General features: G+C 43.9%; 21 protein-coding genes. 6 read left to right on the top strand and 15 right to left on the bottom strand.

Annotation, left to right across the window (positions count from 1 at the left end; genetic code table 11):
* Nucleotide 1 precedes the first annotated feature (1 nt).
* From N480_RS05390 to N480_RS05380, 3 genes are all read right to left on the bottom strand, one after another.
* Nucleotides 2-271: a phosphopantetheine-binding protein gene (locus tag N480_RS05390; RefSeq protein ID WP_063371515.1), complete on the bottom strand. Its 270-nt coding sequence runs from the start codon at nt 269-271 to the stop codon at nt 2-4.
* Between the two features lie 230 nt (nt 272-501).
* Nucleotides 502-1266, bottom strand: a complete 765-nt coding sequence (locus tag N480_RS05385; protein WP_063371514.1) for an SDR family NAD(P)-dependent oxidoreductase — start codon at nt 1264-1266, stop codon at nt 502-504.
* A 202-nt stretch (nt 1267-1468) separates the two neighbouring features.
* Entirely contained in the window at nt 1469-3421 is a 1953-nt protein-coding gene (locus N480_RS05380; protein ID WP_063371513.1) for an AsmA family protein, read from the bottom strand.
* Between the two features lie 331 nt (nt 3422-3752).
* Between N480_RS05380 and N480_RS05375 the strand changes: the two genes are divergently transcribed.
* Together N480_RS05375 and N480_RS05370 are read left to right on the top strand one after the other, a co-directional pair.
* Complete coding sequence (locus tag N480_RS05375) at nt 3753-4919, top strand: hypothetical protein (protein WP_063371512.1); 1167 nt, start codon at nt 3753-3755, stop codon at nt 4917-4919.
* Between the two features lie 270 nt (nt 4920-5189).
* Nucleotides 5190-5876 (top strand): TorF family putative porin, encoded by a 687-nt coding sequence (locus tag N480_RS05370; RefSeq protein WP_081231764.1) that lies wholly within the window; start codon nt 5190-5192, stop codon nt 5874-5876.
* 45 nt (nt 5877-5921) lie between these two features.
* On the opposite strand, the gene purT is transcribed toward N480_RS05370, so the two are convergent.
* The gene (gene purT / locus N480_RS05365) at nt 5922-7109 is read right to left on the bottom strand and encodes a formate-dependent phosphoribosylglycinamide formyltransferase (protein WP_063371511.1); all 1188 of its coding nucleotides are present in this window, start codon (nt 7107-7109) and stop codon (nt 5922-5924) included.
* A 95-nt stretch (nt 7110-7204) separates the two neighbouring features.
* A complete protein-coding gene (locus N480_RS05360; protein ID WP_081231763.1) occupies nt 7205-7870 on the bottom strand; it encodes a fumarylacetoacetate hydrolase family protein in 666 nt (221 codons plus the stop codon).
* Between the two features lie 241 nt (nt 7871-8111).
* Between N480_RS05360 and N480_RS05355 the strand changes: the two genes are divergently transcribed.
* Nucleotides 8112-8789, top strand: a complete 678-nt coding sequence (locus N480_RS05355; RefSeq protein ID WP_063371510.1) for a nitroreductase family protein — start codon at nt 8112-8114, stop codon at nt 8787-8789.
* Between the two features lie 25 nt (nt 8790-8814).
* Here N480_RS05355 and N480_RS05350 read toward each other — a convergent pair whose 3' ends face one another.
* The 3 genes from N480_RS05350 to N480_RS05340 are packed head-to-tail and all read right to left on the bottom strand — an operon-like array spanning nt 8815 to nt 13436.
* Entirely contained in the window at nt 8815-9858 is a 1044-nt protein-coding gene (locus N480_RS05350; RefSeq protein ID WP_081231762.1) for an efflux RND transporter periplasmic adaptor subunit, read from the bottom strand.
* Nucleotides 9842-13123, bottom strand: a complete 3282-nt coding sequence (locus N480_RS05345) for an efflux RND transporter permease subunit (protein ID WP_063371509.1) — start codon at nt 13121-13123, stop codon at nt 9842-9844. Before N480_RS05345 ends, N480_RS05350 begins: the two co-directional genes overlap by 17 nt.
* Nucleotides 13124-13139: 16 nt before the next feature.
* On the bottom strand, nt 13140-13436 hold the full coding sequence (locus N480_RS05340; protein WP_063371508.1) for an ArsR/SmtB family transcription factor: 297 nt from the start codon (nt 13434-13436) through the stop codon (nt 13140-13142).
* Between the two features lie 99 nt (nt 13437-13535).
* Between N480_RS05340 and N480_RS05335 the strand changes: the two genes are divergently transcribed.
* Nucleotides 13536-13886: a rhodanese-like domain-containing protein gene (locus N480_RS05335; protein WP_063371507.1), complete on the top strand. Its 351-nt coding sequence runs from the start codon at nt 13536-13538 to the stop codon at nt 13884-13886.
* Here the strand turns inward: N480_RS05335 and N480_RS05330 are convergent.
* Nucleotides 13883-14377, bottom strand: a complete 495-nt coding sequence (locus tag N480_RS05330; protein ID WP_063371506.1) for a DUF6653 family protein — start codon at nt 14375-14377, stop codon at nt 13883-13885. The genes N480_RS05335 and N480_RS05330 overlap by 4 nt on opposite strands.
* A gap of 197 nt (nt 14378-14574) precedes the next feature.
* Between N480_RS05330 and N480_RS05325 the strand changes: the two genes are divergently transcribed.
* Nucleotides 14575-16986, top strand: a complete 2412-nt coding sequence (locus tag N480_RS05325; RefSeq protein ID WP_063371505.1) for a S41 family peptidase — start codon at nt 14575-14577, stop codon at nt 16984-16986.
* Here N480_RS05325 and N480_RS05320 read toward each other — a convergent pair.
* The 5 genes from N480_RS05320 to speA all read right to left on the bottom strand — a co-directional run bounded on the left by N480_RS05320 (nt 16983) and on the right by speA (nt 23096).
* The gene (locus N480_RS05320) at nt 16983-17807 is read right to left on the bottom strand and encodes a substrate-binding periplasmic protein (RefSeq protein ID WP_081231761.1); all 825 of its coding nucleotides are present in this window, start codon (nt 17805-17807) and stop codon (nt 16983-16985) included. The two genes, N480_RS05325 and N480_RS05320, sit on opposite strands and share 4 nt — an antisense overlap.
* 267 nt (nt 17808-18074) lie before the next feature.
* Nucleotides 18075-19250 carry a mechanosensitive ion channel family protein gene (locus tag N480_RS05315; protein ID WP_063371504.1) on the bottom strand — a complete coding sequence of 392 codons (1176 nt, stop codon included), beginning with the start codon at nt 19248-19250 and terminating at the stop codon, nt 18075-18077.
* A complete protein-coding gene (locus N480_RS05310; RefSeq protein WP_063371503.1) occupies nt 19247-20164 on the bottom strand; it encodes an acetyltransferase in 918 nt (305 codons plus the stop codon). The genes N480_RS05315 and N480_RS05310 overlap by 4 nt, the downstream gene beginning before the upstream one ends.
* Before the next feature lie 50 nt (nt 20165-20214).
* Complete coding sequence (locus tag N480_RS05305; protein ID WP_063371502.1) at nt 20215-21093, bottom strand: acyltransferase; 879 nt, start codon at nt 21091-21093, stop codon at nt 20215-20217.
* Nucleotides 21094-21215: 122 nt separating this feature from the next.
* Nucleotides 21216-23096, bottom strand: a complete 1881-nt coding sequence (speA, locus tag N480_RS05300; protein ID WP_081231760.1) for a biosynthetic arginine decarboxylase — start codon at nt 23094-23096, stop codon at nt 21216-21218.
* 218 nt (nt 23097-23314) lie between these two features.
* Between speA and speE the strand changes: the two genes are divergently transcribed.
* Nucleotides 23315-24178, top strand: a complete 864-nt coding sequence (gene speE / locus N480_RS05295) for a polyamine aminopropyltransferase (protein WP_063371500.1) — start codon at nt 23315-23317, stop codon at nt 24176-24178.
* A 60-nt stretch (nt 24179-24238) separates the two neighbouring features.
* On the opposite strand, the gene hemE is transcribed toward speE, so the two are convergent.
* Nucleotides 24239-25306 carry a uroporphyrinogen decarboxylase gene (gene hemE, locus N480_RS05290; RefSeq protein WP_063371499.1) on the bottom strand — a complete coding sequence of 356 codons (1068 nt, stop codon included), beginning with the start codon at nt 25304-25306 and terminating at the stop codon, nt 24239-24241.
* Nucleotides 25307-25551: the final 245 nt, after the last annotated feature.

The following is a 25551-nucleotide window of genomic DNA, read 5'->3' as shown; positions in this document are numbered from 1 at the left end:
CTTAAGCCTCTGTGGCACTGTGAGAACGAATATATTCAACCAAACGTTTAGCCGAGGTTAAATTATCAAAATCAAACGCATCAAAATCGACCTCGATATCAAATTGACTCTCTAGTTCGAGCATGAAGTCGACAATATCGAGAGAATCAATCCCAAAGTCTTCAATGAAGTTACTTTGCTCTGTCACCTGCCCAGCAAGACTGGGATCATTTTTTACATTGCACAGTAACTCATTAATTTCGGACAAGTAATTTACTTTTTGCGCTTCCATTGTTTTTTCTATTTTGGGTAGACTATTTAATAGACTTAAACGACTACTGCGCAATTTTCAATCAAAAATATCACATGTAAAACACATTATTTACAATAATAAAACTCAGGTAAGTTTATTACTCGCTAAAACGGGTACTTATGAAATATAAGCCAATTAAAGCTGCGAAAATAACAATAAAAAAATTAAGGTTAATTTACTATGTTCTGAGTAAAGATGGCTGGCAAAGCTTAGCCAATGTGATAACCACCATCAATACGCAGTGTATCTCCTGTGTGATAACTTCCTGCGCCTGACATTAAATAAACAACAGCCCCGACCATTTCTTCAGCTGACGCCCAACGCTTTAACGGCACTCTTAGTCTCTTTATTGACTCAAATTGTCGTTTGTCTTGTTTAACGTCTGTGTTCATCTCGGTATCAACCCAACCAGGCATTACGCAATTTACGTTGATCTTGTGTGGCGCCAACTCAATAGCCAATGCCCGGCATAACCCTTCAATACCTGCTTTTGCACTGCTGTAATCAGTGAAAAGAGCGTTTCCATGCAGTGCCGCGAGACTAGAAATCGCTATAAGACGTCCCTCTCCATGTGCTTTAAGTGGTTTAATAGCAGCTTGAAAGGTATTCATTGTCCCTTCTAAATTGGTATTGAATGCTGCGCGCCAAGCCGTTGCTTCTACCTCATCTAGCGCACAACCAGCTCCGCGAACACCGGCATTTGCAATACAACCATACAAACCACCAGCCCAATCCTGAGCCTGCTCAAATGCACGAGCTACACTTTTTGTACAGGTGACATCGCAATTTACCGCTAGAACTCGCTCCCCCTCTAAAGAGATAGCATCACAAGCTTGTTGGCTACGGGTGTGATCTCTTGCCGCTATGATGACTTGAGCACCAAACTGATGAAGGCCTTTTGCTAAAGCAAAGCCAATACCTCTGTTTCCCCCCGTCACAATGACGGCCTTGTTATCTAGATCAAATAACTTCATTTCCTTCGAGATCCTTTTAATCATTAGTATGCTTTATTAATTCACAGATCGGACTTGGGAGAAAGTGAGAAAATATACTTTAGCTATCTTGTTACATAAAGATACTGGAAAGGTGAGGGATAAGGTCGTTATGATTAATTGTAAAACAAGGAGTGCAGCGGTAAACAACCATGGCTTACCGCCGCCAGAAACACCATACCGGCTACCCGCCAAATAAGCCCTTAAACTTGTCTTTCAACTTATCTTTGATAGTGTCTTTTGCTTTATCTTTTGCCGCACTGCTGAGATCTAGGCTGGTTTCAACTTGGTGAAATGGCCCTTTAATACGCACAGGCACTTTAAATCCAGTGCTGGTATCTTGACTGCTTTGACCTTCTATCGTATCCACGATTCCTGTTACTAAGCGATAGTCAACAAAGGTTTTAGGGAGGTCCACAGTGCCTGATCCCGTGACTCGGATCAACGGGCTCGCCAATAACAGATCGGTATTTTTACCAACCCCTTGATTAAAGTTGAAACTGCCTGTCAGTGCAGAAAAATCGGTTTTTTGCTCAGGATCAAAATCAGCATTAATGCCCTCTGACAAACCTGAGAAGTTACCTTTAAGCATTTCTTGGCCTTTGCGTACCATCTCAGCTAAATTTGCCCCTTTTACGCCACCGTCTTTAAATTCAAAAGCTAATTTTCCACCAAGGCGTGAAACAAACTGCTTCTGGCTTACACCTTGAGTATTTAGGTTCCAATTGATGCTGCCTTTACCTAATACTTTGTCAAAGTCGACGGCATCTGTGAGAAGCGGTTCAGCATTGATCGCCTTAAGTGCAAAGTTTGTTTCAATTACATAGGGTTTTTTAGCCGCATTGACTGCTATTTCACCGCGTCCGCTGCCTTCATAAGCGTTAAACTTATCCAGTGAAACCCGCGCTTTACCCTGCTCTAGTTGAACAGATAACTGGTTTTCACCTAGGGTAATTTTACGTGCTTTTAATCCTGTAGAACGGACTTTCAACTTCGCATCAAGTTGATTCAATGCGGAAAGGTCAATTTCTGTATCATCCCAAACAATAGGTTGAGCCGGTGCCTTTTCTTGTTCGGTAGGCGTCTCTTCAGCCACCTCCACTGACTCTGGCAAATACGGGTTCAGGTCGAGCATGCCCAAATCAACATCTGCACTCACCGATAAACGCTCCTTTAAATTAACACTCGCATTGCCTGCTATCTTCAACGCATCCAGCTCAGCGCTAAGTCGACTCAAAGTAAATACGCTGTCAGCAAATTGCATCTCGCCGTTTATTTTGAACTGGTTGAATGCATTGTCTTTCGCATCTAATGAAATATTTTGCCATGCAGTCAGTGCTTTTACCGAGTCGCCCGAGACTGTTAACTCACCTTTAAAACGTTTAGCCTGCTCAACTATCTCACCATTAAAATCTAAATTAACTAACTCATTTCTCAGTTTTTTGGAGAATTTGAAGTCTTCACTTTGAATGGCTTTTGCAGGATTATCTACTGCCAACTCCAATTCGAAACGCTGTGCTTGATAGCTGATCGCTCCGCGGACTTCCAAAGACTGGTACAATGAAGGCAGCATTACGCTCAAATCCAAATCAGTTACTTTTTGCGCACTGTTGGTCTGCGCGTCTTTATAGATAATAGAGCCACCATATATGGCCACTTCACCCAGAGAAATATCAAATCCAGCAGGTAGCTGTGTGACACCACTTTGCTGCCCACGCTCATCTGGCTGTTTGTCTTGCGCCGGCGCAGTTGGGAAAAGCTGCCAATTCGATTGCCCTTTGGTATCTACCTCTAGTAACACTTGCGGGTTGTTAATCACAAAACGTTCAAGCTTAAATTCACCAGACAACAACGATAGCCATGGAATATGCACAGCCAATTGTTCCATTGTAAGCATGTTAGACTGACTGCCTGTTGGCATATTTTCGAATTCAACTTGATTCAACGTAATATTAAGCTCAGGGAATACAGACAACTCGCTGTCTCCTGAGATAGTGAGCGTTCGCCCTGTTGTTTTTTCTACTTGCGATGTTATTTGTGAGACAATTGTCTCTGTTGGGATAAGTAATGGAGCGAGTATTAACAACGCTACGATTAACACGACAACACCCACAACACCTTTCAATATTGCCTTCATCGACAGTCCTTCCACTGAAATAAACCTCTATGCATTATCATAGCGAGGTGAATAAAAAACCACAAAAAAGTCGTAAATTCCTGTTTGATTTCACCTCTCCACCACGATTAACGCACGTCTTCCAAAATTAGGGGTCCCATATAAAAAATGAAGAAATGAGATAAAACCCCCAAGCTAACTTGTTGCACTGCAATTTCGTGCCAAAAGAACAGTAAAAGCGCATTGCAACTGCGCTAGATCTAGGTATGATCCTCGCCCTTGTCAGTTTAATGATCCGTTCGCTAAACTGCATAGTCTAGATTTTAACTTAACGTTGGAGAGTCCCCGCAGCATGAAAAAGTTGCTCATATCACCGTCAAATATGGCTTTGGGCGAACAAGAAAGTCAGATTTATCAAAATATTCTAAAGCAATCTACTGAGATCAGTCTCAATCTGATGGCTGTAAAGGTAGAAAATCACCCAGAAGATTTTCTGGGCTGGTGTTATGAGTTACTCGATGTAGCAAAAAACCGCATTAATTTTGACTTACTCGATGACCATCAGTTACCAACTGTAAAAAAACTGCAGGATATGTTGATTTCTGCAATCAGCTTTTTGCAGGTAAAAACGCTAAGAATTGCCCCTTGGCCTGTTGTCAGTGAGTTCATTGCCGAGCGTAAAGAGCACCTAGCGTTAGAAGAGCAGCTTAAGCTGATGGAATACGTGAGCACACTGCGTGAAACCCCGCTACAGGAAATGATTGTTGAAGATCGCTTGGTATTCGCTGGCAAGCATACTGCCAATCACGATGTCAGCGTCTACCAATTTGATGTTGAATGGTTTGCTTCTACCAAAAGTGCAAAAGGGTTCCACCAACAATTCGCTGACTTACCAGCTGCATTTGATCAAGCTTTAGGACTTATCCCTCTTGATGGGGCTGTCAGTGAATCAGACTATCAAGCATTCATGGTTGCATATCTTAGTGCATTTAACGGCAGTGATGAAAAGCCTACCTTAGCGCCAGCAACACGTTTATTGGCAATGCGCCGCCCAGACGTATTTACACCGATTGTAAATAATCGCTTAGATGCCTTGTGCCAAGCTTTAGGTATTACACGCTTGAATAATCGAGATTTTGAAAGGTACTGGACAGATATCGTTCAAACCATTACAAAAATGCCATGGTGCGCAATGGCAACAACTAGCAATGATTTAGAATCAGAGCTGGTAAAGATTAAAGCGTTGATCCCAACGTTTTTCTATTATGTTGATAAAGACACCCCCACTTCATCGAATTATTACAAATTATTGCACAAGCCAAAGCGTACTCGCACCGCCTCAGGCACTAGAACTGTCAAACGTAGTAAAGAATCTGCTGCAACGCTTGTTGACAGAGCACTCAGTGACGAGAGTATTCCAGAACACATAAAAGCAAAACGTGATTCGATTATCGCCGAAGTCGAGAAAGGCCGCAGCGTTGATGAAACTATTCAATTAATGCGCACAATCTTTGGCTAATAAACGCAGATAACCTGCATAAAAACAGTGCAGGTTATCTAAATACGCACCACCTAAGTGCAGCTTTTTACCGTAACGTACTTGCACCTCACCACACCCTGCTATAATTATCGTTTTCAATTTCAATCAGATATTAAAATTCTCACGCAGCTTTTTTGTACTGGCGTAAAGATTGCGTTTGCAAGAGACTGTTGACTTTTATGCTGCATCTAAAAGTTCAATGGCTCTAAGTTCAAATTACAAATTTTTCTGTGCCATATAGGAACCATTATGACAAATAAAGCTTCAATCATTGCATGCACCTGTTTAGCCATTTTAAATTTTGATGTATTCGCTGCCAGCGGCCACAGTGTGACCGCCAATGTAGCTGCCAGTTCCAACTATTTTTGGCGAGGCCTGACACAATCAGACGATAGCGCTGCTGTGTCTGGTGGGATCGATTACAGTAACGACTCAGGCTTTTACATTGGCACATGGGCATCAAATGTCGATTTTGGCGACGCGGCAAGCACAAGCTACGAATTAGATCTGTATTTAGGTTTTAGCGGAGAGATCCAAAAAGTTCGCTACGACATTGGCTATATACATTACGCTTATCCAGATGCCGCTGGAGATACAGATTTTGGTGAAGTATATGCTTCACTCGGTTGGCGCAATGTTGATTTTAAATTAAGTTATTTGACCCATGCCCAAAATGACAGCAGCACAGAAGAAGAAATGCTCTATATTGAGCTCAATGCCAGTTTTCCCGTATTTAAAGATTCTGAACTCGGATTCCATATTGGCAACTCAAGTGGTGATACCGTTATGGAGTGGACTGGTGAAGATGATAGTTATATGGATTACGGAATCAGTTTAAGTAAAGACGGTTATACCTTCGGTCTTGTGAAAACCGACTTAGATGCAGATGATGATGTAAAGGTGTACGTCAGCTATGCCCTAGACTTTGATTTATAAAACCCAAGTTGCTGCAATCAAAGGGCCAATAGGCCCTTTTTATGGTTATAGCTTAACGCCTATTGCGCCACTCACCCGTTTCGCTGACGCAACCGCAGAGTCAACGCTTTCACTACGGGCAAGTGCTACTCCCATTCGGCGAGTACCCTGCACTTCTGGTTTACCAAAAAGGCGCACATCCGTATTGGGCATAGATAACGCCTCTGCTACATGCGTAAATTGTACCTCTGTTGAGCTTCCTTCCACTAAAATAACACTCGAAGCCGATGGGCCATTAAAGTGAATGTTTGGGATCGGCAAACCAAGAATGGCGCGCACATGCAATGCAAACTCACTCAAATGTTGTGAGATCAAAGTCACCATCCCTGTATCATGAGGCCTTGGCGACACTTCGCTAAAATACACTTGATCACCCTTGATGAAAAGTTCGACCCCAAATAGCCCGCGCCCACCTAACGCATCAGTTATCTTGCGTGCTATTTCTTGGCTGCGCTCCAAAGCCGTTTCACTCATCGCTTGTGGTTGCCAGCTTTGTTGGTAGTCACCATTTGCCTGTACATGACCAATCGGTTCACAGAAACTCGTGCCATTAACATGACGAATGGTCAACAGGGTGATTTCATAGTCAAAATCGACAAACCCTTCCACAATCACTCTACCTTGTCCCGCACGTCCACCTTGTTGTGCATACTCCCAAGCAGATTCAATATCCGCATCATGCTTGACTACACTTTGTCCTTTGCCTGATGAACTCATAATCGGCTTCACAACACAGGGCATGCCAATTTTATTGATGGCCGCTCTAAAATCAGACACATTATCAACAAATTGATAAGGAGAAGTCGCTAAGCCTAATTCTTCAGCAGCCAAACGTCTAATCCCTTCTCGGTTCATAGTTAACTGCGTAGCTTTGGCCGTCGGTACCACAGTAAATCCCTGAGCTTCCAATTCCACCAGCTTACTGGTTGCAATCGCTTCTATCTCAGGCACGATATAATCGGGTTGCTCTTGTTCGATGATCTCCGCAAGCCTTTCGCCGTCAAGCATAGATAAGGTGTAGCTGCGATCCGCTACTTGCATAGCCGGGGCATGTTCATATCTATCTAATACTACAACCTCTGCACCAAGGCGTTTAAATTCAATTACGGTTTCTTTGCCCAGCTCACCGCCACCGCAAAATAATATTTTACAAGCCGTCTTGCTAAAAGGTGTCCCCAGCAATTTTGTTTTCATAACTTTTCCTGATAAATGTAATCTCACACCAGCATAGCCTACTTGCAGCTTATATCGTCAGTCCAGCACTATTCACAAAACTCCGGGCATGAATTTCAAGATTGATTGACCACCTTGCTGCAATATATCTTGCTGCCCTCTAGTTGCAGCTTGAGCTCGTCACCAATGCGCAACGCGCCAACCCCCTCAGGGGTACCGGTCATCACAATATCTCCGGGGTAGAGCGTAAAAAACTGGGCAATAGTAGTCAGTAACCTCGCCATGCTAAAAATCATGTGCTGACTGTCTCCACGTTGCTTTAACGTATCGTTTTGCCAAAACTGATATGTCAAACCCGATTCAAGCGTGTCCTTATTCACTGGAATAAAGGGCGTAATACAGCCACTGCCGTCAAATGCTTTGGCTGTTTCCCAAGGGTGGCCTTTTTGTTTCAGTTCAGCTTGTAGCTCTCGTAAAGTGAGGTCAAGCCCGAGCCCCACTCCCGCAATGTGGCTCAGTGGTGCAGTGCAACTACGGTCAATTTTGCGCCCTACTAACAATACCAACTCAGCTTCATAGTGATGTTCACCTAAACTTAAATTGATTGCGGTCTCAGGGCCGAAGCCACATAGTGCACTGCTTGGTTTGATAAATAATAACGGTGCATTGGGTACTGGATTATTGAGTTCCTTTGCATGGGCGACATAGTTTCGGCCAACACAGACAGCTTTACCCACGGGCAATGCCATGTTGACATCAGGCTCCCACTTATGACGGTACATAGTACACTCCTTAAAACGCTCTGATTGCCCTAATAGTATGATGAAAACACGTAAAAACAGAATGTTATCTATTCATACTGACTATACATCCGATTTATCATGTGGCGTGTTCCAAATACATGAGTAAAGTTATTTTGCCACTATTTCTACCAACAAATGTTAATAAAAACGCCGTAAAAGTTGAAAGCTTTATAATCACAAGTTATAAAAAGCGCTATGCAAGTAACTAGGAATCACAACCATGAAAGCCCATGACAATATCCCTTTGACAGATTTTGTTGAATATACCCCCGAGGAAATGCAACAGCGCGCCGATGACAACTTAGCACTGATGAAGCGACGCCATACGATCCGTAGTTTCAGCGACAGACCAGTCCCTAAAGAGATTATTGAAGCCTGTATTAAAACTGCCGGCTTAGCACCGAGTGGCGCAAACCACCAGCCTTGGCATTTTGTCGCGATCCACAGCAGCGAAGTGAAGAAGCAAATTAGAGAGGCCGCGGAGCAATTAGAGCGTTCATTTTATGAAGGCCGTGCTGGTGATGAATGGTTAGATGCGCTGAAACCGCTTGGCACTGATGCTGAAAAGCCTTATTTAGAGCACGCACCTTGGTTGATCGCTATTTTTACTCAGAAAAAAGGCGGGATCCATACCGAGGACAAAAATACCAACTATTACGTGCATGAATCAGTTGGTATCGCCACAGGATTTTTAATTCAATCTTTACACAACGCGGGATTAGCAACTCTTACGCATACTCCCAAACCAATGAGCTTTTTAACCGAAATTTGTCAGCGCGACAAAGATAATGAACGTCCTTATATGTTGTTGATAGCGGGATACCCTGCCGAAGATGCAACAGTACCAGAGCACGCATTAGTTAAAAAACCACTTGAAGAAATTGCGTCTTTCATTTGATATGAAACCCAAATGAGATATTGGCTTAAATAGCCAGTATCTCACCGTCACTCAATCCCGATATCACCATGACTTTTTCATCATAGATTGAACCTAAACGTATTAACCTGCGAGACTTCACACCACTCTCAACCACATCAACCATAGTGAGTTGTCCTGCACGTTTCACCAACTTGCGAGGGATCAGCACCCTTTTTACTCGTTGCGCTGGTAAGTAAACTTCAGCATACATGCCTGGCTTGATACCCTTAGGCGTCACTACATCTAGCTTGATTAAAAATTGCCTCGCTAAATTATCTGCCACAGGTACTATCTCACTAATTTTGCCACTCAAGGTACGTTCTGATGCACCTATCCTTACTAACAAATTGGCCCCCACTTGTAGTTTTCCAACCAAGCTGGCCCCAACAGATGCCGATATTTGCAAACTTGCAGGGTTAAACAAGTCTAATACAGGTGTACCAGGTGTAACCATGTCGCCCGGCTCAACCAAACGCTCTACCACTACACCGGAAATGGGTGCCACGATTTGCGTATAACCCAACGCGACCTGTGCACCCTTAAGCTGCTCCATTAATGCCGTACGCTTTGCGCTTAGTTCATCCACATTACTTTGCCAACTATCCACCTGATCTCTGGCTACCAAACCCCGATCCAATAAAGCGCTTACTCGGTTTAATTGCTTTTGCGCTTGCGCTAATTGCACCTCATTTGCTTCACTTTGTGCGCTAACTTGTTTAACAGTGGCTTGTAGCTGCTCATCCGCTAAGGTTGCAATAACGTCACCTTGCTTAACAGCTTGCCCTGCGCGCACTTCTATGGTTTTAATCTGTGCCAAAATACGACTCGCAACACGCGTGTTTTCTTGTGCAGAGACGTTGGCACTAATCGTATTTTGCAGTTCAATTGCTTGCGCTGTGACCAAATAACGCTCCCCCGTGTGCAATTGGGAAGGGTGCAAATTTATGGGGCTAAGTTTCTCCTCAAAGGCGCCTGTAAAAATCGCGAGAGTTAAAATCAAAGTGCACATTGCGACAATGGCCACCACTTTTTTATGAACCATCGGCATGCTTACTCTCCTCTTTAGCTTCGTCGTTAAACACCAAGTAATATACAACCGGCACTACCACCAGAGATAATAGTGTCGATGCCAAGGTGCCAAAAATAATCGCCAGTGCTAAGCCACTAAATACGGGATCGAATATAATAACAATATTACCCAGCATTGTGGTTCCAGCAGCCAGTAACACTGGCCTCATTCTCACCTCTCCAGCACGGAATAGTGCCTCTTTAATCGCAACCCCTTGCGCCCTTAATTGATTGACAAACTCAATTAAGATCAGGCTATTTCTCACCACAATGCCTGCTAGCGCTATCATACCTATCATGGCCGTTGCGCTAAACAATACAGGGTCTGGTGCATCTGCAATACTGCGCTCGCCAAATTGATTCAACAGCCAAAAACCCGGCATGATGCCAACCATAGTCAGTGGGATGGAAGACATAATAATCCCTGCCAACGCGCTCGAATCAGTCTGCAAACGTAAAATCAAAAAGATTGCACCAAGGGCAAAAGCAAATGCAATCCCCATGTCTCGAAACACATCCACAGTTATACGCCACTCACCTTCACCCGAGAAGGTGTAAGAGGTGCCTTTTGGCATATGCCATTCAATGCCTGCGCCACTACTTAAAAATGTGCGTTCAAACCAAGCTTTGGTCTGAGTTTGGGCCTTTCCTTCATCGCTCACAACATCTGCAATGACAGCAGCAGGTACTCGACCATTCAATTCAGCAGTGACGTAAATCACTTCAGCTAAATCTTTCCTATATATGGGTTGTTGTGCAGCGCTTTGTTGCCACTGCCCGAGCTCATAAATGGGTACCAGAGGGCGAGCCGCTTCTGCTAATGCACTGTTCGCCGATGTCTTAGCCAGCTCATAGCGCCCACGTACTTGGAGTGCGTTCAATTCAGACCAGCGATTGCGATCGGCATAAGACATCTGTAGTTTCATCATTAATGGCTCAGCTTCATAAGGCACATGCAACAAACCGGCCTCAACACCCGCGCTGGCTATCTGGAGAGTGTGGTTCACATCCTGCGTACCAATACCTGACAATGCAGCTTTGCGTTTATCCAAGACAAAACGATGTACGTGAGATGGTGCAGCAATACTCGTATCTACATCTATCACATGGGCTTCTTGGCGCAAGCGCTGAGCTAGCGCCCTTGCAGCTTGTTGCTGTAAAGACTTGTCGGCAAAAATATCTTCTTTATACACTTCAGCAACTAAGGTAGACATCACAGGGGGCCCAGGTGGTACTTCCACCACTTTAATATGGACCCCTTCTTGTATCGCATCAGCAAGTACAGCTCTCATTCGTAACACCACGGCATGAGATTGATGTTCTCGGAGGCTTTTATCAATCAGCAAGACTCGAATATCCGCTAAATGGCTGCCATGGCGTTGGTAATAACCCCGTACCAATCCATTAAAGTCCATGCTCGATGGTGACCCCACATACGTAGCAACGGAGCTGACCTCCGGTAACTGCCAGAGTTTATTTTGCACTTTTTGTACAATACTTGCTGTGTGTTCGAGGCTACTCCCCTCTGGCAAGTCAATCAGTACCTGCACCTCATTTTTGTTATCAAAAGGTAAGAGCTTTAGAGGTACTGCGCGCATCAGCGGTAGGCTGACACTGATTATAAAAGCACCAAGTACCAGCCATAAAAGCCACTTCGCTTGTCGAGGGTTGGTTAATAACACAGTCAACATACGGCGGTAGGTGCTCGTATCAACCTTTGTAACCAACTCTTCTGCGGGTCCCGCGCCACTGAGTAGCTTCATCGCCAACCAAGGAGTAACAAAAAGCGCAACTAATGTGGATACCACGACACTCAAGGGGATATTAAATGCCATAGGTGCCATATACGGCCCCATCATGCCCGTAATAAACCCAAGTGGAATAAACGCTACAACAATCGTTAAAGTAGAGATCAACAACGGTGTTTTTACCTCTAGCATAGCCAGAGTCACGACCCTCGGTTTGTTTCCTCTGCGACTAACAAATCGGGTAATATTATCCATCCCTGTGATCGGGTCATCAACCAGCAGACCCAGTGCTAAAATCAGTGCAAACAACGTCACTCTATTAATGGTATACCCAAAAAAGTATCCGATAGTCAGCGTAATGCCATAGCAAATCGGAATTGCCAATCCCACAACGATCGCAGGGCGCCAACCCAAAAACACACCAACAAAAATGATCACACTGAGCACTGCAAATGCTAAACTGGCTGTGAGATTATCCACTTTTTCATCGGCAGTTTGGCCATAATTCCGCAAGACTTTATAGCTCACGCCTTCCGGTAATAAGTGCGATTCGAGCTGTGCCATTCTTGCCAAGACTTGTTGTGATACGGTGACCGCATTGCTGCCTTGTTGCTTTGCGACACTGATAGTCACCATAGGCTGATTTTCACCACTTCTACTTTGTGACAACCATTGATATCGAGCGGGTTCACTCGGACCATCTTTAACCGTTGCTACATCCGTAAGATAAATCTGTTTTCCATTGATTACATTGACCACAAGCTTTTTAAGCTCATCTTCGCTGCGTAGCACATCACCCGTTTGTAATTGCCACTGAGTTTTACCCGCAACAAATGCTCCCACTTGTTGCAATTGATTGGCGTACTGAATCGCATTGAACACATCTAATGGCGTGGTGTGATGCGCGGCCAATGCTGTAGCGTCCAATTCAATTTGTACTTGCCGTGTGCGACCTGCCAATACTTTAACTTCATTGGTGTTGGTGATGGTTTGAAGCTGAGTTGATACCTCCTGTGCGATGCGCGTCAACTCATAATCACTATAGCGTGCTGGGTTTTCACTGAAGATACCCAACATGAGAATAGCGACATCGTCCACTTCAATAGGCTTGATTTGCCAATTTGACACGACATTTGCCTTGCTATCTTCATTGGCATACAGCTTGGTATAAGTATTCAGAATAGCGCGTTCTCTGTCTTCTCCAACTTCAAAACGTAATGTTACCCTTGTTTTACCTGTAACAGTGGTGGAGTACACATGCTCTACACCTGGAATTTGCATCAGCAACTTTTCCAATGGCTCAGTCACAAGTCTGGTTACCTCAGGCGCATCAACATTAGGCACTTCTACATGAACATCTAAAATAGGTACGACGATCTGCGGCTCTTCTTCTCGGGCTGTGTATTGCAGTGCGAATAACCCCAGCATAAAACTGGCAAGTAAAATATAAAGCGGCACTGTGCTTAACAAGACACGCCGACTAACGGATACAAACATCACTGTCCCTCACAGATTAAGCTTGGCAAAACAACTCGTACAATTTTTCAAGCATTGCTGCGACATTTTCATCAACCACTCGATAGTAAATTGTCTGACCTTCACGTCGCGTTGCGACTACTTCAGCCTTTCTGAGCCCAGCTAAGTGTTGTGATAACGCTGATTGCGCTAGGGGGATTTGCGTATTCAACTCAGTCACACTCATTTCTGACTGTTGTAAACAACATAAGATCATCAAGCGATTTTTGTTGGCCATAATTTTCAATAGCGCTTCAGCTTTGGTCGCATTGCTTGCCATGTCTTGCGGGGTCATTTGAATACTCTTAGTGACTAATATGGACGCGAGTATAGATATTTACATTAGAAATGTCTAATATTAGATGTATCTAATATAAATATCGGAACATTTAAAGTGCTGACTGCAACACAATCTTTAATTCAATCTGTTAAAAAAACCATACGTTGCTTGGATGTTTATCAAGCGCAGCATGAAATGATGGGCAATCAGGCCCTGCTGGTTGACGTACGTGAACCCATTGAGCATCAAAAACAAGCTCCCAAAGGGGCAATCAATATACCCAGAGGCATGTTAGAGTTTATCCTGCCACAAAAAGCACCTGACTTAGGCAGCGCTATTTATCTTCATTGTGCAATGGGCGGCAGAGCGGTGTTAGCCGCAGAGCAGCTACACCGTATTGGCTATAAAAACATTACTGTCATCGATGCACCTGTTGCCTCAGTGTGTGATGTATTCGACAATTAAGTGTGGGCTGAGAGGGGTTGAGATGTTGTTTCACGATATATCCATACCATTCTGTCAAGAAACCAAGTTTTTGTCAGAGTTAACCCCAACGCGCCCATGCATGTACTTATGGGTTCATGAAAAAAGAGTCCCGAAACACACAAAGCAGTGAAAATAGTTAATAGGCTAGTAATGACAGTAAGCACGGGAGTATGGTGAGCTGCGACTTTATCTCGCTGATAGAGCAGTATTCGCTCCCCGAGTACACTTTGCGATGCCCAATTTTCAGTCGTTAACGGCTTTTTAAAGCACCTAGGGTTAAACCAAACCCATAATACTAATACCACTAATAAGGGCCAAAACCAGCCCTGTAGTGCGTCTCGCCACCACAAGCATGCGAGCAGTAATGGTAAACAACTATATCTTGTCCATACACTCCAAGGGTTAGCGTGACGAGCCCAAACGTCATCGCTCATGGCGAAGTATTTCGCAGCAAAGTTTTCAAACTTCATCACAACTGTCCTTATTAAACTTAAGTGTATTACAGCGTAGCGTTAAAGTTCACTGCAGACTGTTTAAAAATGTAGCAGCTTTACAACAATTACTGACGCTTTTTGCCAACTCCCTAACAGCACTCAAAAACAACTCTTTGTAGACTCATTGTCTCTTTTACAAACACAACATCCACAATAACAAGGGACTGTTTCTCATGACACTGACATCAGGGTACCCAACCATTTTGATCGCGACAATATTACTTATAAGCGGCTGCCAAGATAATCAGGATCATCGCTCAGATTTACAACGTTCAGCTGGTATATGGCAAAAGCCTGCTTATGGAGAAGCACTCAACATCACGATGAACAGAGTTATACGCTATGAATACAATCGCTATGGATGCCTTCAAATATCAGAGCAAGCACACCTTGAACAAACCGCTCAATTAGACTCTATTGCTCTCTCCCAAGCGAGACGTTTACGTATGGAAAATAAGGGGCAAGTTTACCCAAATTACTATGAACAACTCGATGCGCTGCCCTCTCAGTGCAATCATCCGCTGACAATTTCTGACTCATCTGCTCCCAGCGTAATATTTGATTACTTTTGGCATGCATTTAATGATTACTATGCTTTTTTCTCTCTCAGAGATGTTGATTGGCAAGCACAGTATGACCTTCATCGCCCTCAAATCACGGACACTATGTCAGATGACGAACTATTTGATGTACTCGCAGAAATGGTGGCCCCTTTGCAAGACATACACGTCACGATTTCATCGCCACAGCAGGAATTTTTTACCAGTAAACCCACCCCCATACTTGATGCCATTCAAGCAGACGCCGATCAGCTGCGTACCCAAGGGAGAGAGAATGATTTACCCAGCTTGTTTGCTCAATATCAAAAGAAACTACAAGCCATAAGCCAACACTACATAGCGCCTGACACTTTAAATACCCAGCCTCAACAGAGCGACAATGCGACCGCAATTTGGGGAAAGACCACCTCAAATGTTGGCATATTGGTGCTCAACAATATGGACGACTACGCCACACTCTCAAGCGCAGATGAGCAACAACACCTAAAAGCTGCACACGAAATGATGACCCGTGTAATCGCAGATTTAAAAGACACTGAAGCGATGATCATTGATGTACGCCATAACACAGGAGGTGATGACGCCATTTCTTTGGCCATCGCAAGCTACTTTGCAGATCGCGACGTACTGGCATTCAATAAGCAGGCAATCAACCAAGCTGGCAGAGGCATTCCTATGCGTCAAAAATTAACCACTAACCCGTTTGCTTATACTCAACCCGTTTATTTACTGACTAGCCAGCTTACGGTCAGTGCCGCGGAAGTATTTACCATGGCTATGGATCAATTTAAGCAGGTTACTAAAGTAGGTGAAGAAACCGCAGGAGCGCTGTCGGACGCTTTGCGATTCACCCTCCCTAACGGCTGGAGAATCAGCTTATCCAACGAGGTCTATCGCAATGCGCAAGGGGATGCTTTTGAACATATTGGCTTAATACCCGATCATCAAGTACCCGCATTTAGCCGACATGACCTCGAAGCACAGCGATTCGAAACCTATGACTTCGTCCTAAACAAACTTCAAAAGTCACCCAATAATGTGATGGACATTCAGGGTTTTGAAAACCAAGTTTTTGCGCTGCAATCGCAAGGTAATATTCCAAACATTGCAGTCAATATTATCGCACACGGCCAATCAATCTACAGTCAGGGGTTCACAACCAATAATCAGCAGCCAATTGATGCTGATACTCCATTTTATCTTGCTTCTTTGGACGAAATATTTATTGGCGCCACCATTGCCACGGCCAGTTTAGAAAAACGCCTAGATTTAGATGAATCAATCTACCCACTGCTGCCCTTCTCAATAGATTACCCTGAGGAAAATAACTCTGAACTAACCCTTAGCCAATTGCTTAAGCACCGCAGCGGCATTATCGATAATCCCACAGTGCTTAGCTGCTCAGCATCAGACACTGGGCAGTCACGGCAATTATTATTGCCTTGTACTAATACGCCAGTGACACGCGAAGAGTTTTTACAGGCTTATTTGACTTCAGCAGGCAAGTTATATCATCTAAAAAACTTCTCAACTCACTATGGCGTGACACCCGGGGAGTTATCCACATATTCACATGTCGGTGTTGAATTGGCCACTTTTGTTTTAGAACAAAGTCATCAAGAGAGCATTGCTACATTGACTCAACGCTACGTGTTCGAGCCACTCAATATGCATAACACTTATTGGCAACCAACTCAAAAGGCAGAGTCCGTGAAAGGTAAGCTTGTCTCAACAGCCAATGACCTCAGTCATTATCTGAAAATGCGACTGGCACAAAACGAAGCGGCTCAATTACCTATGGCCAATTATTTTTGGCGAGTAGACAATCAAAAGTCTTACCATCGTGGCCAAGGAAGTGCGTCTAAATCTCTCTTGTTTGCTGATTACTACAATAATACCGGTTATGTCTTGCTCACGGATACCAACACAGAATCTCAAGAAGCCGTACAAGCATATCAAGATCTTGAACAATTAGTATTCAAAATGGCCTTGCACCTGAGCCATCGTTCTCAAAACCCACATTAACGAGGTGAGAACGAAGCAGCAGAGGCTTTGGGAGGTTCAATTAAATGTGTGGGGATCTTGGGCAAATGATATGGCGCCACAAGCTTATCTAGAGTTTTATCTCTCGCCATTTCATGCATTTGTTTTGATATTAACGAGCCTAATTGAGAACTCGCAAAGTCTGAGCTCATTGCCATATATCCGTAAATCTCTTGTGTATGGCGATATTTCATTTTTTTCAATTTATGGATGGGCTGATCTAGAACACTCATAGCAACATCAGCCGTGTCTTCAACTGCAATAACCAGATCCACTCGCCCTTTTAAAACTAAATCAACCGCGACACGCTCCGAGGGAACCGCGACCTTGTTAAGGCTGTTATCTTTGTCGAATTTTGGAAAGAAAGCGCCCCCACGCATAACCGCAATGCGCTTGCCACGTAAGTCGTCATAGCTATTCACTTCTATTCCGCTGACTTCAGTGCCATAAAAAACAAAAGAAGATGACAACACCATGTAAGGTGGTTCGACAAAAGACATAATTTTCTGACGTTCGGGCGTTTTAATCAGTCCCCCCATCACATCCACCTTTCCTTTGCTAAGAAGACGAACACAGCGAGAAAATGGGCAAGGAACCGTATTAATTTTGTACTTTTTCTCACTCGTTAACTGGGCATAACGCAAGATATCCAGTATCAGGCCCTGAGAGCGGCTGTCATCGCTAAGGCGACTATAGGGGGGAGCATGATCAATGGCGACATGCACTACTTGATCGACCGCTTGGCTGTGTGCGCTATATATTAATACCAACAAGCTCTGTATGAGCACGGCATAAAACTTCATTCAATCACCTACTCAAAAACCACGCACATAAAATGCTATATTACTCAGCGTACCTGCACAACAACTGGATTATTCCAAAACATAAAGAACTATAACATATATTATCGTCACAGAAACGCCACAACAAAATACATTCTCTGTCATAACCATACCATAAGCATAGAGCAGAGACTCATCATTTTTTAGTAATCACGAGATTGTTCACTAATAGCAGCACTTACCGCCTCGTTATAAGAAACGCTGTAAGGGTTTGGATTACGGCGACAATTACGAGTAAGAAGCGCTGATCACTTGGTACGGACGCAGCTCAAACTCAGTCATTAAGACAAGCATTTGATCTAGAATATCAGCTTGAATATGCTCATAATTCACCCAGCTTTTGTCTTTACTAAAACAGTAGAACTCCACTGGTAACCCATGCTCAGTCGGAGACAGCTCTCGTACCATACATGTGCACTGCGTGTTGATCTCAGGTCGCTGCTTTAATAACCATTCAGCATACAGGCGATATAACGTTAAATTGCTACAGTGGGAAGGCAGAGATATCGAATCAAAAGCCGCGAATTTATGCTTGTAATCAGTTAACTGCTGCGCGTCAATTAACTTAACGCTGTTCATATCGACTGCGATTGCGCGCTTAATACGGCGCCCCTGCGACTCCTGCATCGCTCGCCAATTCTTAAAGGAGTCTGAAATCAACGCATAAGTTGGAATGGTGGTGACTGTATTGTCCCAATTTCTCACACGGACTGTATTCAAGCCCAAATCAATAACTTCACCATCAGCTCCAAAGGTATCTACTTGGATCCAATCTCCCGTTGCCACTAACCGATTGGCCGCGATTTGAATACTTGCAACTAAGCCTAATATGGTGTCTTTAAACACCAATAGCGTCACGGCCGCGATGGCGCCAAACCCAGACAAAATATAAGTCGGTGATTTATCTACCATGGTACTCACGACTAAAACACTGGTAACAATAAAAATCATCAGTTTGACCAGCTGAATAATACCCTTGATTGGTACATCTTTGGCAAATTTTTGCTGTTGATAAATTGCATGTGCAATATTAATTAGTGAACTGACCAAAAATCCAAACGCAATGATCAAGATGACTTGCGCTGCCACTTTGAGTTGCACCATGGCCCAAGGCGGTGCGATAAACATGTGTTTATAGATCACCACGAATAATATGCTACAAATGAGTAAGGCAACTCGGCCACTCAACTTGCTCAGCTGTGGTGCGAGGAATGCAATTTTGGCACGTGAAAAACTAGACACAAATTGCTTTACTTTAGGCACCAATGCCAGTTTAATTCCGGCAAAAACAACCAGCAACAGGCCAAAAGACACAAAATTAGTCATGATTGCTAAAACATAAGGGTGTACATCAGCACTGCCAAAGAGTGGCACGATAAAGTCTTGCACATGCCCTACATTCATAACTGTCCCGCCTCTTCCTCGTAATCACTACTCACAGTGTGGTACTTGTCTTCAATAGCCGCAATGCGTAGCGCCTTTTCTGACCAAAGAGCATTAATAAAAGCCTGAAATTGAATTCGATACTGCTTATCCGTTTGGTAGTCACCCTCCGGTAACTGCGCCGTCGGCGTATATTCCACCTCTACCGTAATGGCGTCTAGCCGGCCCAACATAAAAGCGCGACATATATGTGACTCTGTACCGTGATAAACCAAAGTCGCATTGAGTAACCCGTCGATTTGAGAGCTCAACACATCTAAGGCAAAGGCAGTTCCACCCGCTTTGGGTTTCAATAAGTTACGGTATGGGCTCGACTGGCGTTGTTGCTTACTTTGCGTAAATCGAGTGCCTTCAGCAAAATTAATCACCGTAGTAGGATGGTGCCGAAAGTTCTGACAGCTTTGTTTGGTACGCTCTACATCCATACGTTTTAACTTCGGATTTTTCGCAATTGCGGTTTTGCTTGCACGCTTCATAAACGGCATATCCAGTGCCCACGCGCCAGTACCAATGAGTGGTACGTACTTTAGTTCATCTTTTAAAAAGAATTTAGGAGCGGGTAGTACCTCTTGTGCACTCAGTACCACAATATCAAGCCAACTTATATGATTTGATATCAATAGGTACCAGCCATTCACTGATACCTCTGTTGGCATCGTAACACGCAGTGATACTCCGCCCAGCTTAAGCCCGACACGATTGCCGACACACCACTTGTGGTAAGCCCAGTGCAGTAGCGATGACAACAGCTTTATACGTATGCACCACTTTAAGACTCCGAGTATGAGTACAATTAGACCCCAGACAACAGTATTTAATAGTAAATAAAGCGAACCCACCGCCCCACAAAACCACTTTGGTAGCATACTTTTCATTGTCTCGTTTCCTTTGTACATCGACTTACCATAACTGCTGATAGCTCATGCTATTCCGTGGCTTCTGCCAGCTGTTCCATGCGCTCATCTTTTTCTGACCATAAACGATTGAGCTCCCCTTGAAACTGAACCCGAAATTCGTTGTCACCGCTGTAATCACCAACCAGCTTTTCACTCACTGACATCAGTTCTACTTGGACATTGATTTCTCCAACTTTACCAGCAACAAAGTCCATAAAGGTTGGTACACCATTCGGATAGTGAATGGTAACGTTAACCACTTTATTAATTTGTTCACCCATTGCCTGCATCACAAAAGCGATACCACCAGCCTTTGGTTTCAACAAATGTTTGAATGGGCTCTTCTGCCTTTGATGCTTTTCTTCGGTAAAACGAGTGCCTTCAACAAAGTTCACGATACTCACAGGCATGGTTTTAAATTTTTCACAGGCCTTGCGTGTCGTTTCGATATCTTTACCTTTGAGTTTAGGGTTCTTTCTAATTTGGCTTTTACTCGTACGAGTCATAAACGGGAAGTCTAACGCCCACCAAGCAAGCCCAAGGAACGGTACATACAATAATTCCTTCTTTAAGAAAAAATTTAAAAATGGAATTTTACGATGCAGCACACGTTGTAGTACTAAAATATCTACCCAGCTTTGGTGATTAGCGATCACCAAATACCAATCTTTCTCGGTGAGGGACTCCGCGCCAGTTACTTTCAACTGATAAGGTGCAATACATTGCTGATTTACGTTATTACCCGCAACCCACATACTGGCACACCCTTTGGCCATTTTGCTCAGTAGCCTCTGCAATGCGGGAATGGGGATCAACTTAAGCAATCCACATACAAATATTGGGACAAACCAAAATAAAGTATTGAGGATATATAAAATTAACCCTAGGATTTGACGGACTAGCGACATGCGAAGTTCCTTTACTACTGTTATTCTCACTTACTACACTCAGCCGCACCTCTCAGAAGCTTTGCGACTGGGTGTATCATACGCGTTTTAACGCTCAGAAAAAATCAGAGCAGTGTGCTTATTTAATCTTCGAAATAAGTATATCCAGCTAACCCAGACTGTAGCTCCTGTAAATAAGCGTCTTTGGTTTGTTGTGTGATACTGAGCCCTTGTACAGTTTTGTTAAAGTTATCAACTAACTGTTGCTTATCGTAATGAACAAAACGCAATACATCTTCTACACAATCCCCCTTAAGCGCGTTGGTGAGCTTATAACCTTGCGCATCAAGCTCAACATGCACCGAGTCAGTATCACCAAATAAATTATGGAGATCACCTAAAATTTCTTGGTATGCACCCACCATAAACATCGCCAAGTGATATTGCTGCCCATGTTGGTATGGTGGCATAGGCAAACTAGACTCGATACCCGCACCCTCTACATAATCTCGTATCTGGCCATCTGAGTCGCAGGTTATATCTTGAATTATCGCTCTTTGCGTCAGAGGTTTATCCAAATCATTTATAGGCATCACTGGGAATAATTGCTCAATCCCCCATACATCTGGCAATGATTGGAATAAAGAAAAGTTCACAAACAGTTTATCTGCTAACTTCTCATTTAAGTCATCCAGTACTTCTCGATGCGCTCTCGATTGACCACTCAAGCTATCACGTACACTGCGTAAGATAGTAAAATATAACCGTTCAATGTGCGCCCATTGCTGCATGCTGATTAGGCCATGCACATATTGATCATGAGCATCACCAAACAAATGCATCGCATCATGATAGGTCTCTAACGCTAACCTTGGCGTTAATCGAGACAAAGCTTCCTTCAATTCCTGTATCGTATGATGTTCATCTGCACATGGTTGGCGCTCAATTTCATTGCTTGGGGCTGATTCAATATCGATCACATCCGTAATCAAAACAGCATGATGCGCGGTCAATGCTCTGCCAGATTCGGTGATAATGTCAGGGTGCGGTAAATCATGTTGCTCAGCAACTTCTGCAAAGGCATTCACCACATTTCTTGCATACTCTTCGACCGTATAATTCATTGAACATGCACTACGTGAGCCCGACCCCTCGTAATCCACTCCTAATCCACCGCCGACGTCGACCGTTTTAAGAGGTACACCCAGTTGAGTCAGCTCTGCGTAATGTCGCGCACACTCCCTCAAAGCACGTTGAATATCTCTAATATTGGCAATTTGAGAACCGATATGAAAATGCACAAGTTGCATAAGGTGTAACTTATTGTGTTTGCGCAATGTCTCTACCGCATCGAGTACTTGGCCTGCGGTTAAGCCAAACTTCCCTTTTTCGCCACCGGTATTTTGCCACTTACCTTTACCAATGGAGTTGAGGCGGATACGGATACCTATTGAAGGTTCGATTTGTAGGTCGTCTATTTCATCAATCAACGCATCTAGTTCAGAAAGCTTCTCAACTACGATGTGCACGTGATGCCCCATAGCCTGGCCAATTAATGCGAGGCGCAAAAACTCACGGTCTTTGTAACCATTGCAAACAATAGTTATGGGGTTGCTCGCAAGGCCAAGTATCGCCATAAGCTCTGGTTTAGAACCGGCTTCTAAGCCCACCAAACCACTTGGGTGACTCAATAACTTGCTGACGACAGAGCGCTGTTGATTCACTTTGATCGGATACACGCATGTGTACTTGCCTTGATAATTTTTTTGCTGGCGAGCATGGCTAAACGCATCCGTTAGAGTATCGACTCGATTCTGTAGAATGTCCGTGAAACGTACAAGTACTGGTAGGGTTAAACCCTGTGCTTTAAAACGCTCAGTCAGCTCTGATAGCGAGATTGGCGCTTTAGTGCGATCGCCATCTGGAAACGCCACCAGTGCTCCGGTGTCATCAATATCAAAATAACCATCACTCCAATGTGTCACATTGTAAGTTTCCCGTGCGGTTTCAACTCCCCACTTCATCATTGTCTCAACTATAAAAACCCAATATTGTGCTCATTTTAATACGCATATCTTTGTTTAGCGATAGGCAAATACAGCTTTTCTGCCTACTCCTCCTCTCCTCAGTCGATAACTTTTTTGTGCACAGACAAACTGACTGCTTTCGACTAAAATAGATTGAGCAAATTAGTCGGCGCTGGCAAAATTGCGTCAAGTAATAACTCAATGTGAAGGCAAAAATGTCTAATTTAGAAGCAAACCGTTGGTTTACGGAGATAAGTGACCGCGATGGCAGCGCTTTTTCTCTGCGAATAAACAAAAAGCTCGATGAAGTGCAATCGCCATTTCAAAAAGTTGAAATGTACGAAACCACTGACTTTGGCAACCTTATGATTATTGACGGTTGTACCATGGTGAGCACACGTGAAAACTTTTTCTATCACGAGATGATGAGCCACCCAGCCTTATTTGCACACCCAGCACCGAAAAACGTCGTAATTATCGGTGGTGGAGACTGCGGTACATTACGTGAGGTCCTCAAGCACCCTGATGTAGAATCAGTCACGCAGATAGATATTGATGAAGTCGTCACGCAAATGTCATTGAAGTACTTTCCTGAACTATGCGCCTCTAACGATGACCCGCGTGCTACCGTGATGTTTGACGATGGTATCAAGTACATGCGTGATGCTGCCGCCAGCTCCATTGATGTGATTATTGTTGATGGTACGGATCCTGTGGGACCTGGCGAAGGGTTATTTAACCATGCTTTTTACACGAGCTGCTTAAATGCACTACGTGAAGGTGGTATTCTCATTCAGCAAAGCGAATCACCATTAATGCACATGCCTCTTTTACAAGATATGCGACGTGCAATGAAGGACGTTGGTTTTGCTGATCTCCAAACCTTGCCTTTCCCACAACCAATTTATCCGAGTGGCATTTGGTCTGCAACGCTTGCGCGTAAGGGAAGTGCCTTTGCAGGGTTCAGAGAGCAAGACGCAGACGAAGCTGAGTTTGCAACTGAATACTACAACAGTGGTATTCACAAAGGCGCACTCGCAACACCTAACTTTATGCGCCGCGCATTTGACAGCGAATAATCGCGCACCAATAAAAAACCCAAGCACAGCTTGGGTTTTTTACGCTATGTCATACCACTACTATTTTTGGTGATACTGGCGGCTGAACTCGTGAACCGAGTTAATGAATACCCCTGCATTTTCAGGGTCAACATCTGGCGTAATGCCGTGACCTAAGTTAAACACGTGACCACTGCCCTCACCAAAGCCAGCAAGAATAGATTGCACTTCTTCACGAATGCGTTCAGGTGTGCCATGTAGCATGGCAGGATCCATATTACCTTGCAATGCAACCTTATCGCCCACACGACGTTTTGCATCCGCAATATCAATTGTCCAATCTAAGCCAATCGCATCACAGCCCGTTGCAGCAATCGACTCGATCCACTGGCCGCCATTCTTAGTGAATAACGTTACCGGCACTTTGCGTCCATCATGGTCACGGATCAGGCCATCAACAATTTTGTGCATGTATTGCAAAGAAAATTCTTTATAGTCTCTTGGGCTTAGCACTCCACCCCAAGAATCAAAAATCATCAACGATTGCGCGCCCGCTTTTACTTGAGCGTTTAAGTAATCGATGACCGAGTCGGCTACTTTGTCTAACAACAAATGTAAAGTTTGCGGCTCAGCAAATGCCATCTTCTTAATCTTACCGAAGGTCTTACTACTACCACCTTCAATCATGTAGGTCGCCAATGTCCACGGAGAGCCAGAGAAGCCAATCAATGGCACTTCACCTTTCAGCTCTCTCCGAATCGTGCTTACCGCATTCATCACGTAACCCAGGTCATCATTTGGATCAAGTTTTGGAAGCTTTTGTACATCGGCTAAAGATGTAATTGGTCGCTCAAACTTTGGACCTTCACCTGTTTCAAAATAAAGTCCTAAGCCCATTGCATCTGGAATGGTTAAAATATCACTGAATAAAATCGCTGCGTCTAAAGGATAGCGACGCAAAGGTTGTAGTGTCACTTCGCAGGCGAGCTCTGCATTTTTGCAGAGACTCATAAAATCACCTGCTTGAGCTCGGGTAGCTCTGTACTCAGGGAGATACCGACCAGCTTGGCGCATCATCCATACAGGGGTAACATCAACCGGCTGCTTCTGCAACGCGCGTAAGTAACGATCATTTTTCAACTCGCTCATAGCGTTATTCAATTCCAGTGCTGTAAAAATTGCTCGAATTGTATCATCTTATGGCCAAGCCCCCTAGCTGTTCACTCGTTAAAATGGCGCCAATATGATCCAGATTAACATTCACTATCTTTGAATATGCAAGACTCACAAAAGAGCTGATTAATTTCGGCCTGCAAAATGGAAAGATAAATACCAAATTAATCAATGCCATATACGTAGTATAATAAAAAATGCGACGAGCACATTTGCACCTT

The organism is Pseudoalteromonas luteoviolacea S2607 (assembly GCF_001625575.1).
Taxonomy (GTDB): domain Bacteria; phylum Pseudomonadota; class Gammaproteobacteria; order Enterobacterales; family Alteromonadaceae; genus Pseudoalteromonas; species Pseudoalteromonas luteoviolacea_E.
Note: the sequence above shows the minus strand (reverse complement) of the source record. Positions and strands in the feature narration are given on the sequence as shown.